The 16,161-nt window shown below is 60.1% G+C and carries 9 protein-coding genes; 5 read left to right on the top strand and 4 right to left on the bottom strand.

Annotation, left to right across the window (positions count from 1 at the left end; genetic code table 11):
* Nucleotides 1-4: 4 nt before the first annotated feature.
* Entirely contained in the window at nucleotides 5-2,755 is a 2,751-nt protein-coding gene (acnA, locus tag QWB57_RS06790) for an aconitate hydratase AcnA (RefSeq protein ID WP_223628518.1), read from the bottom strand.
* A gap of 160 nt (nucleotides 2,756-2,915) precedes the next feature.
* On the opposite strand from acnA, the gene QWB57_RS06785 reads away from it, so the two are divergent.
* From QWB57_RS06785 to acnB, 3 genes are read left to right on the top strand one after another with little or no spacing between them, the layout of a single operon-like run.
* Nucleotides 2,916-3,122, top strand: a complete 207-nt coding sequence (locus QWB57_RS06785; RefSeq protein ID WP_223628520.1) for an AbrB/MazE/SpoVT family DNA-binding domain-containing protein — start codon at nucleotides 2,916-2,918, stop codon at nucleotides 3,120-3,122.
* A complete protein-coding gene (locus QWB57_RS06780; RefSeq protein WP_223628524.1) occupies nucleotides 3,119-3,517 on the top strand; it encodes a type II toxin-antitoxin system VapC family toxin in 399 nt (132 codons plus the stop codon). The genes QWB57_RS06785 and QWB57_RS06780 overlap by 4 nt, the downstream gene beginning before the upstream one ends.
* 28 nt (nucleotides 3,518-3,545) lie before the next feature.
* Nucleotides 3,546-6,137 carry a bifunctional aconitate hydratase 2/2-methylisocitrate dehydratase gene (gene acnB, locus QWB57_RS06775; protein ID WP_223628528.1) on the top strand — a complete coding sequence of 864 codons (2,592 nt, stop codon included), beginning with the start codon at nucleotides 3,546-3,548 and terminating at the stop codon, nucleotides 6,135-6,137.
* Nucleotides 6,138-6,210: 73 nt separating this feature from the next.
* Here acnB and metH read toward each other — a convergent pair whose 3' ends face one another.
* From metH to QWB57_RS06760, 3 genes are read right to left on the bottom strand one after another with little or no spacing between them, the layout of a single operon-like run.
* A complete protein-coding gene (metH, locus tag QWB57_RS06770) occupies nucleotides 6,211-8,895 on the bottom strand; it encodes a methionine synthase (protein WP_223628530.1) in 2,685 nt (894 codons plus the stop codon).
* On the bottom strand, nucleotides 8,892-9,989 hold the full coding sequence (locus tag QWB57_RS06765) for a homocysteine S-methyltransferase family protein (RefSeq protein WP_223628533.1): 1,098 nt from the start codon (nucleotides 9,987-9,989) through the stop codon (nucleotides 8,892-8,894). The genes metH and QWB57_RS06765 overlap by 4 nt, the downstream gene beginning before the upstream one ends.
* Nucleotides 9,990-10,001: 12 nt before the next feature.
* Nucleotides 10,002-10,931 (bottom strand): metalloregulator ArsR/SmtB family transcription factor, encoded by a 930-nt coding sequence (locus QWB57_RS06760; protein ID WP_223628535.1) that lies wholly within the window; start codon nucleotides 10,929-10,931, stop codon nucleotides 10,002-10,004.
* A gap of 116 nt (nucleotides 10,932-11,047) precedes the next feature.
* Between QWB57_RS06760 and QWB57_RS06755 the strand changes: the two genes are divergently transcribed.
* Both QWB57_RS06755 and QWB57_RS06750 read left to right on the top strand, forming a co-directional pair.
* Nucleotides 11,048-12,196 carry an acyl-CoA dehydrogenase family protein gene (locus QWB57_RS06755; protein ID WP_223628537.1) on the top strand — a complete coding sequence of 383 codons (1,149 nt, stop codon included), beginning with the start codon at nucleotides 11,048-11,050 and terminating at the stop codon, nucleotides 12,194-12,196.
* A gap of 64 nt (nucleotides 12,197-12,260) precedes the next feature.
* On the top strand, nucleotides 12,261-16,161 hold a 3,901-nt coding region (locus QWB57_RS06750), incomplete at its 3' end, for an NAD-glutamate dehydrogenase domain-containing protein (RefSeq protein WP_288968889.1).

The raw sequence follows: 16,161 nt of genomic DNA, 5'->3' as shown, positions 1-16,161 counted from the left end.
CGTTTCAATCTGCGCGCGCCGCCAACTGCCGCAGCACATACTGCAACACGCCGCCATGACGGGCGTAGTCCACTTCCTTGGGTGTGAGCAGCAATACATCGACTTCAAAAGTGATGATGCGGCCATCGACGCGGGTGGCGGTGACGGTGGCAAGCTTCGAAGCGCCATCGGCCAGCCCGGATACCGCGTAGGTCTCATGGCCATCCAGGCCCAAGCTGGCGGCGTTCTGTCCCGCGCGAAATTGCAGCGGCAGCACGCCCATGCCCACCAAGTTGCTGCGGTGGATGCGCTCGAAACTTTCCGCAATCACCGCTTTCACGCCGAGCAGCAACGTGCCTTTGGCGGCCCAGTCACGGCTGGAACCGGTGCCGTATTCCTTGCCGGCGATCACCAGCAGCGGGGTGGCGTCCGCTTTGTAGTGCATCGCGGCATCAAAGATCGCCATTTTCTCCGGCGGCTGCGCGCCGAAGTACAGGGTGTTGCCGCCTTCTTCGCCACCGAAAAACAAATTCTTGATGCGGATATTGGCGAAGGTGCCGCGTACCATTACATCGTCATTGCCGCGCCGGCTGCCATAGCTGTTGAAATCTTGCGGGGCCACGCCACGGGCAATCAGGTAACGGCCGGCCGGCGACTCTTTCTTGATGCTGCCGGCCGGGCTGATGTGGTCGGTGGTGATGGAGTCCCCGAAGTAGCCCAGCACGCGCGCGCCGTGGATGTCGTCGATGCGGCCCACCTGCATGGTCATGCCGTCGAAGTAGGGCGGGTTCTTGATGTAGGTGGACTCCGCATTCCAGGCATACAGTTCGCCATCCGGTGAGGCGATGGCGTTCCAGCGTGCATCCCCTTTGAACACGTCGGCGTAGTTCTGCTTGAACATGTCCGGGCCAAGCGTGGCCAAAATGGTGTTGTGGATGTCCTGGTTGCTGGGCCACAACTCTTTCAGATACACCGGTGCACCATGGGTATCGGTGCCCAGCGGCTCCTTGGTGATATCGAGTTCGGTGCTGCCGGCCAGCGCGTAGGCCACCACCAGCGGAGGGCTGGCCAGATAGTTCATCTTCACTTCGGCGTGGATGCGGCCTTCGAAATTGCGGTTGCCCGACAACACCGAGGCCACGCACAAATCACCGGCCGCAATTCCGGCGCTGACTTCGACCGGCAACGGGCCGGAATTGCCAATACACGTGGTGCAGCCATAGCCCACGGTGTAGAAGCCGATTTTTTCCAGCTCGGCCAGCAGCCCGGCGCGTTGCAGGTAATCCGTGACCACCCGTGAACCGGGTGCCAGCGACGTTTTGACCCACGGTTTGCGGGTCAGCCCACGTGCGGCCGCATTGCGCGCCAGCAGGCCAGCGGCCACCATGACGGCCGGATTGGAGGTATTGGTGCACGAGGTAATCGCGGCAATGACCACCGCGCCATCCTTGATCCGCATGTGGCTGCCGTCGATGGCGATATCGGCCTGGCCTTTGCCATGTTGTTCGTTGCCCACGGCCGCGCCACCACCTTCGGCGATGAAATCAGCCACCTCGCTGCTGCGCTTGTCGCGGGCGGCGGTGAGTTGGCTGATTGCCGCGCGGCTGGCACTTGGCATGTCGGTCAGCAAGACCCGGTCTTGCGGGCGCTTGGGACCGGCCAGCGAGGGCAGCACGGTGCCCATGTCCAGTTCCAAGGTGGCGCTGTACTGCGCGTGCGGGCTGCTGGCGTCGTGCCACAGGCCTTGCACCTTGGCATAGGCCTCCACCAGGGCGATCTGATCATCACTGCGACCTGACAGGCGCAGATAATTCAGTGATTCGGCATCAATCGGGAAAATGGCGCAGGTGGCGCCATATTCGGGCGACATATTGCCAATCGTGGCACGGTCGGCCAGCGGCAGGTGTTGCAGCCCAGCGCCGAAGAATTCGACAAACTTGCCGACCACACCGTGCCGACGCAGCATCTCGGTGACGGTCAGCACCAGATCGGTGGCGGTCGCCCCTTCCGGCAGTTTGCCGGTCAGCTTGAAGCCCACCACTTGCGGGATCAGCATGGAGGCAGGCTGCCCCAGCATCGCGGCTTCCGCCTCGATACCGCCCACGCCCCAGCCCAGAATGCCGATGCCATTGACCATGGTGGTATGGCTGTCGGTGCCAAACAGGGTGTCAGGGAAGGCCCACTGGACGCCATCCAGCTCACGCGTCATCACCACCCGCGCCAGATATTCCAGGTTGACCTGATGCACGATGCCGGTGTTGGGCGGCACCACCTTGAAGTTGCCAAAGGCCTTTTGCCCCCAGCGCAGGAAGCCGTAGCGCTCGGTATTGCGTTCGAATTCGATCCGGCCGTTGGCGTCCAGCGCATCGGGGCGGGCGAACACGTCCACTTGCACCGAATGATCAATCACCAATTCCGACGGAATCAGCGGGTTGATCTGCTCGGGCCGGCCGCCCAGTTTCACCACCGCGTCGCGCATCGCCGCCAGATCCACCACGCAAGGTACTCCAGTGAAATCCTGCAAGATCACGCGGGCCGGCATGAAGGCGATCTCGGTGGCAGGTTCAGCGGCGGGGTTCCACTGGGCCAGCGCTTCGATATGCGCCGGCAGCACGCTGACGCCGTCTTCATGCCGCAACAGGTTTTCCAGCAGGATTTTCAGCGAATACGGCAGGCGCGCGATGTCAAACCGCTGCCCCAGCGCCGGCAGGCTGGCGTAGGCATAGGTGTTGCCATTCACATCAAGCTGGGCGCGGGTGGCAAAGGAATTCAACATGGCAGGCTTCCGATTGCAGGGATGCCGCAAGTGTATGCGCTGAACTGTAAGCATTCCGTTGCAGTGGTGTAGCAACCAGTTCCTTGAAGGCGGCAATTGCGGGATTAAGTAGGGTTGAAAAAGTATGTATAATTCATGCATACCAAAGTGGATGTGCGCGATGGAAGCCACCGTTGCCGAGCGCGGCCAAATCACCTTGCCCAAAGCCGTGCGCGATGCATTGGGGCTGGCCAAGGGCAGCGTGCTGAAAGTGGAACTGGATGGCAGCCGCATTGTGCTGAGCAAGCATGTGGACGATGCGATTTCGCGCGTGCGCGGCAAGTTTGCGCTGGATGCCAGCCCAGCCAACAAAGGCAAGGCCGCGTGATTGCGGTGGATGCCCCGGTGTTGGTGGAATTGCTGGCCAATGGCCCACGCGCCGATGCGGTGGAAGTAGGGTTGCGGCAAGCCCTTGGCGCGGGCCGGGTGGTGATTTGCGATGCCGCACTGGCGCAGTTGTGCGCCAGTTTGCGTAACGGTGCCGACGCACTGGCCGCGCTGGAAGAAATGGGCGTGCATTTTGCCGCGATTGAACCCAAATCCGCCTTACGTGCTGGCGAAATGCAGCGCCGGCAACGCCAACGTGGGGCCGCCACACGCCCGATTTCCGATTTCCTGACTGGTGCCCACGCGCTGCTGCAATGCGATGCGCTACTCACCTTCGATGCCGAATTTCATCGCGACTACTTCAAAGGCTTGAAGTTGATCGTGCCAAACGTTTGATCGCACCACCTCACTGGAGACCTCCCCCATGTTGAATGCATACCGCCAACACCTTGCCGAGCGTGCCGCGCTGGGCATCCCCGCACTGCCACTGACGGTGCAGCAGACCGCCGAGGTCATTGAATTGCTGAAAGCCCCGCCGGCGGAGGAAGCTGAGTGCCTGCTGGACTTGTTGGTCAATCGCGTGCCGGCCGGCGTGGACGATGCCGCCAAGGTCAAGGCCTCGTATTTGGCGGCGATTGCGTTTGGCAGCGAAACCAATGCGCTGATTTCCCGCGCCCGCGCCACCGAGTTGCTGGGCACCATGCTGGGCGGCTACAACGTCGCCCCGTTGGTGCAATTGCTGGACGATGCCGAGATTGGCAGCGTGGCGGCCAATGCACTCAAGCACACCTTGCTGGTGTTCGATGCCTTCCATGACGTGCAGGACAAGGCCAAGACCGGCAACGCCAATGCGCAAGCCGTGCTGCAAAGCTGGGCCGAGGCCGAGTGGTTCACCAGCAAGCCGGAAGTACCGGCCAGCCTGACCATCACCGTGTTCAAAGTACCCGGCGAAACCAATACCGATGACCTGTCGCCTGCGCCGGACGCCACTACCCGCCCCGACATCCCGATGCATGCACTGGCAATGTTGAAAAATGCGCGCCCGGATGCACCATTCCAACCGGAAGAAGACGGCAAGCGCGGGCCGATTCAAAATATCCTGTCACTGAAGGACAAAGGTCATTTGGTGGCCTACGTGGGCGACGTGGTCGGTACCGGCTCCAGCCGCAAATCGGCCACCAACTCGGTGCTGTGGTGGACCGGCGATGACATCCCCTACATCCCCAACAAGCGCGCCGGTGGTGTGTGCCTCGGCGGCAAGATCGCGCCGATTTTCTACAACACCATGGAAGACGCCGGGGCGCTGCCGATCGAGCTGGATGTCAGCCAGATGCAACATGGCGACGTGGTCGAGCTGCGTCCGTATGAAGGCAAGGCACTGAAAGCTGGCGAAGTGATCGCCAGCTTCGAACTCAAATCCGACGTGCTGCTGGACGAAGTGCGTGCCGGTGGCCGTATTCCGCTGATCATCGGGCGTGGCCTGACCGCCAAGGCGCGTGAAGCGCTGGGCTTGCCGGCCACCCACCTGTTCCGCCTGCCGGTCAATCCGCCGGATACCGGCAAGGGTTTCACCTTGGCGCAGAAGATGGTGGGCCGCGCCTGCGGTCTGCCGGAAGGCAAGGGCATGCGCCCGGGCACCTATTGCGAGCCGAAGATGACCTCGGTAGGCAGCCAGGACACCACCGGTCCGATGACCCGCGACGAGCTGAAAGACCTGGCCTGCCTGGGCTTCAGCGCGGACCTGGTGATGCAGAGCTTCTGCCACACCGCCGCCTACCCCAAGCCGGTCGATGTGAAAACCCATCACACCTTGCCGCAGTTCATTTCCACCCGTGGCGGCATTTCGCTGCGCCCCGGCGATGGCGTGATCCACAGCTGGCTCAACCGCATGTTGCTGCCTGATACCGTGGGCACCGGCGGTGATAGCCATACCCGTTTCCCGGTGGGGATTTCGTTCCCGGCCGGCTCCGGCTTGGTGGCATTTGCCGCCGCCACCGGGGTGATGCCGCTGGACATGCCCGAATCGGTGCTGGTGCGCTTCAAAGGCGAATTGCAGCCGGGGGTCACCCTGCGTGATCTGGTCAACGCGATCCCGCTGTACGCGATCAAGGCGGGTTTGTTGACGGTGGCCAAGGCCGGCAAGAAAAATATCTTCTCTGGCCGCATCCTGGAAATCGAAGGCTTGCCGAACTTGAAGGTGGAACAAGCTTTTGAATTGTCCGATGCCTCGGCCGAGCGCTCCGCCGCTGGTTGCAGCGTGCGCCTGAACAAAGAGCCGATCATTGAATATCTCAACAGCAATATCGTGCTGTTGAAAAACATGATTGCCGAAGGCTATCAAGATGCGCGTTCGCTGGCGCGCCGCATCGAGAAAATGGAGGCTTGGTTGGCCAACCCGCAATTGCTGGAGCCGGATGCCGATGCCGAGTACGCGGCGGTCATCGACATTGATCTGGCCGACGTGCACGAGCCCATCGTGGCCTGCCCGAACGATCCGGACGATGTGAAAACCCTGTCCGATGTAGCTGGCGCGCAGATCGACGAAGTGTTCATTGGTTCGTGCATGACCAATATCGGCCACTTCCGTGCCGCTGCCAAATTGTTGGAAGGCAAACGCGACCTGCCCACCCGCTTGTGGATTGCACCGCCCACCAAGATGGATGCCAGCGAGCTGACCAAGGAAGGCCACTACGGCACCTTTGGCAACGCCGGTGCGCGCACCGAAATGCCCGGCTGTTCGCTGTGCATGGGCAACCAGGCGCAGATTCGTGAAGGCTCCACCGCGATGTCCACCAGCACCCGCAACTTCCCCAACCGCTTGGGCCGCAATACCAATGTGTACCTGGGTTCGGCCGAGTTGGCGGCGATTTGCGCACGCCTCGGCCGGATTCCCACGCGTGAGGAATACATGGCCGACATCGGCGTGATCAATGCCAATGGCGACAAGATCTATCGCTACATGAACTTCGACCGGATCGAGGAGTACAGGGCGATTGCGGATACCGTTGCGGCGTGATGCTTGCGCTGTAGTTTGAAACAGCAACGCCCGGCCCGACCGGGCGTTGCTGTTTCGGCTTTGGGTGCGCAACCTATTCCGGGTCGTAATCCAGATTGAACGACAGCCAGCGTTCGGCCTGCGCCAAATCCACGCCTTTGCGTTTGGCGTAGTCGGTCACTTGTTCTTTGCTGACCCGGCCTACCACAAAATAATGGCTATCGGGGTGGCTGAAATACAGACCCGACACGCTGGCTGCGGGGTACATCGCAAAGTGGTCGGTCAGGGTGATATTGGCGTTATCAGTGGCTTTGAGCAAGTCAAACACCACGCGTTTTTCACTGTGTTCGGGGCAGGCCGGGTAGCCGGGGGCAGGGCGGATGCCTTGATAGCGCTCGGCGATCAAATCGTCATTGCTCAACTGCTCGTCCGCGGCATAGCCCCACAATTCGGTACGCACGCGCTGGTGCAGACGTTCGGCGAAGGCTTCGGCCAAGCGGTCGGCCAAGGATTTGAGCAAGATCGCGTTGTAGTCGTCGTGCTCGGCGCGGAAGCGTTCCAGATGCGGCTCGATCCCCAGTCCGGTGGTCACCGCGAATGCGCCCACCCAGTCCTGTTTGCCACTGTCTTGCGGGGCGATGTAATCGGCCAAACACAGGTTAGGGCGCTCGATGGGTTTGTCGGCCTGTTGACGCAAGCAGCGCAGCCACACATCGGCACCGTCTTTTTGCAGCACGATATCGTCGCCCACGGTATTGGCCGGCCAGAACCCGCAGGCTGCTTTGGCAGTGAGCCATTTTTCACTGACGATTTGCTTCAGCATCGCACGCGCATCGGCGTACAACTCGCTGGCCTGTTTGCCCACGATGCTGTCGGTCAAGATCGCCGGGAATTTTCCGGCCAACTCCCACGCATTGAAGAACGGCGACCAGTCGATGCAATCCACCAGTTCCTGCAACGGGTAGTCATCAAACACATGCAGTCCCGGTTGCAATGGCGCCGGCGGGGTGTAGTTGGCCCAGTCGAAAGTGAACTTGTGCGCGCGGGCTTTTTCCAACGTCACCAAACGTTTGCCATCGCGTTGGCGATGACGCTGGCGGATATCGGCATAGTCGGCATCGTTGGCGGCCATGAAGGGTCCGCGTAGCTCCGGCGACAGCAGCGTTTGCGCGATACCTACCGCGCGCGATGCGTCTTTCACCCATACCGTGGGTGACTTGTAATGCGGGTCAATTTTCAACGCGGTATGCGCACGCGATGTGGTGGCACCACCAATCAGCAGCGGGATGGTGAAGCCCTGCCGCTGCATCTCGCGGGCAACGTGGCTCATTTCCTCCAGTGACGGCGTGATCAGGCCGGATACGCCAATCATGTCGGCGTTTTCGGCAATCGCGGTATCCAAGATCTTTTGCGCCGGCACCATCACCCCAAGGTCGATCACCTCGAAGTTATTGCAGGCCAGTACCACGCCAACGATATTTTTCCCGATATCGTGGACATCGCCTTTGACCGTGGCCATCACGATCTTGCCATTACTTTTGCCGGCGTCGCCGGTGCGCAGTTTTTCAGCTTCGATGAAGGGCAGCAGATAGGCCACTGCCTTTTTCATGACGCGCGCGGATTTGACCACCTGCGGCAAGAACATTTTGCCGGCACCGAACAGGTCGCCAACCACGTTCATGCCGTCCATCAACGGGCCTTCGATGACGTCCAGCGGGCGCGTGGACAGGCTGCGGGCTTCTTCGGTGTCGGTTTCGATATAGGCGTCGATGCCTTGCACCAGCGAGTGCGCCAAACGCTGGCCTACCGGCTTGTCGCGCCATGCCAGATCTTCGACTTTCTTTTCGCCTTTCTTGCCTTTGAAGCGGTCGGCGATTTCGAGCAAGCGTTCGGTGGCATCATCGCGGCGATTAAGCACCACGTCTTCCACGCGTTCGCGCAGATCCGCATCCAGACTGTCATACACCGGCAGTGCGCCGGCATTGACGATGCCCATGTCCATGCCGGCGCGGATCGCGTGATACAAAAACACCACGTGAATGGCCTGACGCACGGCCTCGTTGCCACGGAACGAAAACGACACGTTGGAAACGCCGCCGGAGATATGGCTAAACGGATGGCGGCGTTTGATTTCGCGGCAGGCTTCGATAAACGCCACCGCGTAATCGTTGTGCTCCTCGATACCGGTGGCAATGGCAAAGCAATTGGGATCGAAGATGATGTCTTCCGGCGGGAAACCAATTTCTTCGGTCAGCAGCGCGTACGCGCGCGAACTGATCTCAACCTTGCGCTCGACGGTATCGGCCTGGCCCGCTTCATCAAACGCCATCACCACTACCGCTGCACCATAGCGCCGCACCAGGCGCGCCTGCCGCAGAAATTCGGCTTCGCCTTCTTTCATCGAAATCGAATTGACGATGCCTTTGCCCTGCAAGCACTGCAAACCGGCTTCGATCACCTCCCATTTGGATGAGTCCACCATGACCGGCACTTTGGCGATGTCCGGTTCGGCGGCGATCAAGTTGAGGAACTCGACCATCGCCTTCTTGGAATCCAGCAGGCCTTCGTCCATATTGACGTCGAGCACCTGCGCGCCGTTTTCCACTTGCTGCCGCGCCACCACCACGGCCTCGTCCAAGCGGCCTTCCATGATCAATTTCTTGAATTGCGCACTGCCGGTGACATTGGTGCGCTCGCCCACGTTGATGAAGTTGGATTCCGGGGTAATGGTCAGCGGTTCCAGGCCGCTGAGGCGGGTTTGCCGAAGCAGGCGGCTCATGCCACGTCCTCCAACTGTGGTACCACGCGTGGCGGTAGCGCATGTACCGCTTGTGCAATCGCATGGATGTGTTCAGGCGTGGTGCCGCAGCAGCCGCCGACCAGATTGATCAAGCCGCTTTGGGCAAATTCACGCAGTACTTCGGCCATGTCTTCGGGGGTTTCATCATAACCACCAAACGCATTGGGCAGGCCGGCGTTGGGGTGACAGCTGACATAGGTGTCGGCCACTTGCGCCAGCACATCCACATGCTGACGCAGGTCTTTGGCACCCAGTGCGCAATTCAAACCAATGGCGAGTGGCTGCACATGTCGCAAGGAATACCAGAACGCCTCGGCAGTCTGCCCGGACAAGGTGCGGCCCGAGGCATCGGTAATCGTGCCCGAGATCATCACTGGCAGGCGTGCGCCGATTTCGTCGAACACATCATCAATGGCAAACAGCGCGGCCTTGGCATTGAGGGTGTCAAACACGGTTTCCACCATCAGCACATCGGCACCGCCTTCGATCAGGCCGCGTGCCGATTCGCGGTAGGCCTCGGCCAGTTCGTTGAAGGTGATGGCACGAAAGCCCGGGCGGTTCACATCCGGCGACAGTGAAGCGGTGCGGCTGGTGGGGCCCAATACGCCAATCACAAAGCGTGGTTGGCCGGGTGTATGCGCTTGCATGGCATCACATTCGACGCGTGCCAAGCGTGCACCTTCACGGTTCAACTCGCGCACCAGATGCTGCAAGCGGTAGTCGGCCAGCGAGATACTGGTGGAATTGAAGGTGTTGGTTTCAACAAGATCAGCGCCGGCTTGCAGATACTGGCGATGAATGCCGCCGATGATGTCGGGGCGGGTAAGACTGAGTAGGTCGTTGTTGCCGCGCTGGTCATGGCCTTCGCAGCCACAGCCGGGGCCGTGCTGGTGGCCTGCCTGCGTAAACAACGCATCGAAGCCGTCGGCAAAGCGTGTGCCGCGATAGTCGGCTTCGCTCAATTCATGGCGCTGAATCATGGTGCCCATCGCGCCATCAATGATCAGGATACGTTGGCTCAAAGCAGCTTGTAGCGCGGCAACCCGCGCCGGATGAAGCCAGGGGAGGGACATGACACGTATTCCTTACGGCTTGATGCCGGTCAGTGAAATCACTTCAAAATGCGGCGGGCGGCGCTCGCGGGTGACGGTGCCGCAATTGGCAATGCTCAAGCCGGCTTTTTCGGCAAATTTGCGCAAGTCCTTTTCGCCAAACCCGAGGTTGATATGGCCATATGCATCCACCACGGCGCGGTGTTCATGGCGGGCCAAGCTGGATAGCAGCAAGCGTCCGCCCTTGCGCAGCACACGTGCGGCTTCGGCAACCGCCTGTGCAGGCCTGGCGGCGTAGGTCAGGGCGTGCATCAGCACGACCAGATCGAAACTTTCGTCATCAAACGGCAGCGCGTGCATATCGCCTTCGCGAACCTCTACGTTGCCGTAGCGGCGCAGGCGCTCGCTGGCCGCCGCCACCACGCGTTGGCTGGAATCAATACATACATAACGATGTGCATGTGGTGCCAGTAACTCGGCCAGCACGCCGTCGCCCGAGGCGATATCCAGCACATCGCCCGGCCATAGCAACGGAATCGCGGTGCGTGCCAAGGCCTCCCACGTGCGCCCCGGCGAGTAATGGCGCTCCATGTCACCTGCCACCGAGTCGGCCCAATTTTGGTCAGCGGCACGCATCGCCAGCACGGCAGGCACGCGTTCGGCATCTTGGCGCAGCAGTGGGTCGTCGCTGCCGTGGCTGATCGAATGCCATAGCGCACGCTGCGGGGGCTCAATCGCGCTATCGTCAAAACGATAATAGGCAGAGACGCCGGCGCGGCGGTCGCGCACGAGCCCGGCATCCTTGAGTTTGGCAAGGTGGGTGGAGACGCGTGGTTGGGCCAGCTGGGTGATTGCAGAAAGCTCTGCCACCGTCAGTTCCTCGCCTTCCAGAAGCGCCAGCAGGCGCACCCGGGTGGCGTCGGCAAAAACCTTCAGATGCGACGACCAAGTTTCGAGATCCATTTATATCTTTCCATCGCGATTCAAAGATAATTGTTGCGCGATGCGGGATTGCGGTCAAGCGACTTCGGTGCCAGAGGTTGCTACAATGACGCTTCTTCGAAGCAGGCGAGGCGGTTGTGGAGTTCGGATATAGCGAAGAGCAGCGGATGCTGCAGGATGTTGCCCGCCGCATTGCGCGCGAAAAAATCGCGCCAAGTGCAGAACACCACGACCGAACCGGCGAATTCCCGCTGGAGAATATCCGTGCTTTGGGCGAAAACGGTTTGATGGGGATCGAAGTCCCCACCGAATACGGTGGGGCCGGCATGGATTCAGTTAGCTATGTGCTGGCGATGATCGAAATTGCAGCTGCGGATGCAGCGCATTCCACCATCATGTCGGTCAACAATTCGCTTTTCTGCAATGGCATTTTGACCTTCGGTAGCGAAGCGCAGAAGCAACAATACGTGCGCGATATTGCCGAAGGACGCGAAATTGGCGCATTCGCCTTGACCGAGCCGCAATCAGGTTCAGATGCCACCGCAATGCGCTGCAAGGCCGTCAAGCAGGTCGATGGCAGCTATGTCATCAACGGCAAGAAGAGCTGGATCACCTCCGGGCCGGTGGCCAAATACATCGTGCTGTTCGCAATGACCGATGCCGACAAGGGCGCACGTGGCATCACCGCGTTCATGATCGACACCACGCGTGCCGGTTTTCATCGCGGCAAAACCGAGCCGAAGTTGGGCATACGCGCGTCAGCCACCTGTGAAATCGAATTTACCGATTACGTGGCATCCGCCGAAGATGTATTGGGCAGCGAAGGTCATGGCTTCAAGATCGCGATGAGCGTGCTGGATGCCGGCCGTATTGGTATCGCCTCACAGGCGATTGGCATCGGCCGTGCTGCTTATGAAGCCACCTTGGCGTATGTGAAAGAACGCAACGCCTTTGGCGCACCGATTGGCACCTTCCAGATGACGCAAGCCAAGATCGCGGACATGAAGTGCAAGCTGGATGCCGCGTTGCTGCTTACGCTGCGCGCAGCGTGGTTGAAGGGCCAGGGTCAGCGGTTTTCCACCGAGGCCGCCGTGGCCAAGCTCACCGCGTCGGAGGCGGCAATGTGGATCACCCATCAAGCGCTACAGATCCACGGTGGCATGGGCTATTCGAAGGAGATGCCCATCGAACGCTATTTCCGCGACGCCAAAATCACCGAGATTTACGAAGGTACCAGTGAAATCCAGCGGCTGGTCATTGCCCGCCACGAAACCGGTTTGCGATAACCCTTACCTCACATCCCTGCGGCCGCGCCCTCTGCGCGGCCGCTTCCCTTTGGAGACGCGTCAAATGAACAAGTCAGCCGAAACCAACGCAGGCGAACCTCTGAAACCGATTCTCGATGCCTTGGCCAAGCGGGTAGACAAGGCCACGCTTGAGCAGGCTCGCGCCTTTGCGGCAGCGTTCTGCAGGCGCATGGATGCCGAGGAAATTGGCCGCCATGGCGCCGCCGGCTGGGCCGAGCGTATTGTCGGGATGCTCGAGTTCGCACGTACGCGCAAGCGCGGCAAGGCCAATATCCAGCTGTTCAACCCGGTGCTGAAGGCTGACGCGAAGGTGTCGCCACACACCGTGCTGCAAATTGCCAATGACGATATGCCGTTTCTAGTGGACTCGGTGAGCATGGTATTGGCCGAACTTGGCATCGGTGTACATCTGTTGGGTCACCCGGTGGCGCGTTTGAATCGTGACAAGACCGGCAAGTTGGTGGCGGTGGGTGACGGCAGCAACGAATCGCTGATGTATCTGGAAATCGACCGCCAGCCGCAGGCGGCGCTGGCGAACATCAAGGCGCAGATCAGCAAGGTGCTGGATGATGTGCGCGCCATCGTCAACGACTGGGAGCCCATGCGCGACCGTATGCGCGAAGTCGCCGAGGAGTTGGGTGCGCGCAAACTGCCGGTAAGCGATGCCGGCAAACACGAGGCGCAAGAGTTTTTGCGTTGGGCGGCAGACGAGCATTTCACTTTCTTCGGCTATCGCGAATACAAGATCGAAAAACAGGGCAAGGATGATGTGCTGGCGTCGGTGCCGGGCAGTGGCATGGGCCTGTTGCGCGGGGACGATACCGGCAAGGCACGTCCGGTGAAGTCATTGGCGGCGCACTACATGCCGCAGTCTGGTTCGGTGGATGCGTTGATCCTGACCAAGACCAATGCACGCGCCAGCGTTCACCGGCAAGGCTACATGGATTACATCGGTGTGCTGGGCTTTGATGGCAAAGGGCGCGCCATTTCTGAACAGCGCTTCGTTGGTCTGTATACCTCCAGTGCTTACACCCGTCGGCCGTGGGACATCCCGTTGGTGCGTGAGCGCCACGCCTACGTGATGGAGCAATCCGGGTTGGATCCCAATAGCCACAGCGGCAAGGCCCTGCGCCACATCTTGGAAACCCTGCCACGCGACGAGCTGTTCCAGGCCAGCGAAGACGAGCTATTCAAGATCTGCATGGGCATTCTGGGTTTGCAAGAGCGCGTGCGCAGCAAGTTGTTCGTGCGGCGTGATCGCTATGGTCGCTATTTCTCGGCCTTGGCGTATGTGCCGCGGGAACGTATGAGCACCCAGGTGCGCCATCGCATCGAGGCGATGCTGCGCGATGCCTTGGGCGGCGATCGTGTGGATACCAATGTGCAGATCGGCGATTCACCACTGGCCCAAATGCACATCATCATTCGCCCCAGCCAACGGAACGACGAGGTCAGCATTGACCTGCCAGCGTTGGAGGCGGGGCTGGCAAAGATCGTGCGCGATTGGCGCGATGAGCTGCGCGAGCGTCTGGTGGCACGTCACGGTGAAGAAGCCGGTCTGCGTCTTGCCGCTCGCTTTGGCAATGCCTTGCCGGCAGGCTATATCGAAGAGGTCAGCCCCGACATCGCTGCTGACGACGTGGAATACATTGCAGCATTGACCGGCCCACAAGATTTGCGCCTGTCGTTGTACGTGGATCCACGCAAACAAGACATGCGCTTCAAGTTATACCGCCAGTTGCAGGATATTCCGCTGTCGGATGCGTTGCCGATGATGGAAAACATGGGTCTGCGCGTGATCACCGAACACCCGTACCGCGTGGATGGCGAGGCCGGGCTGGCATGGATTCAGGAATTTGAAGTGCAGTCTCTGCTTGGTCCGCTGGATGTGGATGCTTTGGATGAAGATTTTGAAGATGCCTTTGCGGCGGTTTGGCGTGGCGATGCCGAAAATGACGGTTTCAACCGGCTGGTGTTGGCAGCAGGGCTGACTTGGAAGCAGGTCGCCATGCTGCGTGCCTACTGCAAATATCTGTTGCAGACGGGTGTGCCGTTCTCGCAAAGTTACATGGAGGCCACGCTGGCGCGCTATCCGTTGTTGTCGCGTTTGTTGGTGGAATTGTTCGAGGCGCGTTTCCACCCGGCCACGGGTAACGAGAGTGCGGCCGAGATCAAGCAGGGCATGCAGCGCTTTGGCGGCAGCCTCAAGTTGTTAGCTGCCGGCGATGATGCCGCGTTGGGTGCGCTGCAAGCTCTGGTCGCCGTGCGTGAGGGTAATCGCGAGCAACAAATCGACGCTGCACGCAGCGCCTTGACAGGGCTTTTGGATCGCGTCGCCAGTTTGGATGAAGACCGCATTTTGCGCAGCTTCATCGGCGTCATTGACGCGACGTTGCGCACCAATTACTACATCAATTACAAGGATGGCCTGCGCAAGGACGGTGGTCCGGCCGACTACATCAGTTTCAAGTTCGATACTGCCAAGGTGCCGGATCTGCCCAAGCCACGTCCGTTCCGCGAAATCTGGGTGTGTGGCCCGCGCGTGGAAGGCACCCACTTGCGGTTTGGGCCGGTGGCCCGCGGCGGCCTGCGTTGGTCGGATCGTCGTGAAGATTTCCGCACCGAAGTATTGGGCTTGGTGAAGGCACAGATGGTGAAAAACACCGTGATCGTGCCAGTGGGCAGCAAGGGCGGCTTCTATCCCAAGCAATTGCCCAATCCTGCGGTGGATCGTGATGCTTGGTTGGCCGAAGGCATCGCCTGCTACAAGCGCTTCATTAATGGATTGCTGGACATTACCGACAATCTGAGCGTGTCCGGCAAGGTGTTGCCACCGGCGCAAGTAGTACGGCATGACGGCGATGATCCGTACTTGGTGGTTGCAGCAGATAAGGGCACCGCCAGCTTCTCCGATATCGCCAACGCCATTGCGCAGGCGCATGGTTATTGGCTGGATGATGCGTTTGCCTCCGGCGGCAGCGCCGGATACAGCCACAAGGGCATGGGTATCACTGCACGCGGCGCGTGGGAATCGGTGAAACACCATTTCGGTGCGCTGGGTCGCGATTGCCAAACCCAGGATTTCACCTGTGTGGGAATCGGTGACATGTCCGGTGACGTGTTCGGCAATGGCATGTTGTTGTCCGAACATATCCGCCTGCTATGCGCGTTCGACCATCGCCATATCGTGCTGGACCCGAACCCGGATGCGGCGGTGTCGTTCAAGGAACGCCAGCGTTTGTTTGACTTGCCGCGTTCCAGCTGGGCCGATTACAACGTCAAACTGATCAGCAAGGGTGGCGGCATCTATCCGCGTTCGTTGAAATCCATCGACATCACACCGCAGGTGCGCGAAGCCTTGGGCATTGCCGATGGAATCAAGTCAATGACACCGAACGAGTTGATGCATGCGGCGCTGCGTGCACCGGTGGATCTGCTGTGGAATGGCGGCATTGGTACCTATGTCAAATCCAGTAAGGAAACCCACGCCGATGCCGGCGATCGCGCCAACAACGGCTTGCGTGTCAATGGAGCCGATCTGCGCTGCAAGATCGTGGGTGAGGGTGGCAATCTGGGCATGACCCAGCTGGGCCGTATTGAAGCCTCGCAAGCCGGTGTGTTGCTCAATACCGACTTTATCGACAACTCGGCGGGTGTGGATACTTCCGACCACGAGGTCAACATCAAGATTCTGCTCAATGGCGAAGTGCAGAAGAATCGCTTGAAATTGGCCGAACGCAACAAGTTGTTGGCCAAGATGACCGACGAAGTGGCGCAGTTGGTATTGAATGACAACTACCGGCAAAACCAGGCGCTGACCTTGATGGAGCGCATGAGCGCGACCCGTCTTGGCTCGAAGATGCACTTCATCAGCACCTTGGAAGCCGAGGGCTTGCTGGATCGGCAGATCGAATTCCTGCCGACCGATGCTGAAATTGCCGAAC

It is taken from the genome of uncultured Thermomonas sp., from assembly GCF_937872235.1.
In the GTDB taxonomy this organism is placed as follows: domain Bacteria; phylum Pseudomonadota; class Gammaproteobacteria; order Xanthomonadales; family Xanthomonadaceae; genus Thermomonas; species Thermomonas beijingensis.
The sequence above is the reverse complement of the archived record's forward strand: the minus strand, read 5'-3'. Positions and strand labels throughout refer to the sequence as shown.

Coding starts and splice junctions, on each gene's coding strand:
- acnA (WP_223628518.1), bottom strand. CDS start 2,755: ATGTTGAATTCCTTTGCCACCCGCGCCCAGCTTGATGTGAATGGCAAC.
- QWB57_RS06785 (WP_223628520.1), top strand. CDS start 2,916: ATGGAAGCCACCGTTGCCGAGCGCGGCCAAATCACCTTGCCCAAAGCC.
- acnB (WP_223628528.1), top strand. CDS start 3,546: ATGTTGAATGCATACCGCCAACACCTTGCCGAGCGTGCCGCGCTGGGC.
- metH (WP_223628530.1), bottom strand. CDS start 8,895: ATGAGCCGCCTGCTTCGGCAAACCCGCCTCAGCGGCCTGGAACCGCTG.
- QWB57_RS06765 (WP_223628533.1), bottom strand. CDS start 9,989: ATGTCCCTCCCCTGGCTTCATCCGGCGCGGGTTGCCGCGCTACAAGCT.
- QWB57_RS06760 (WP_223628535.1), bottom strand. CDS start 10,931: ATGGATCTCGAAACTTGGTCGTCGCATCTGAAGGTTTTTGCCGACGCC.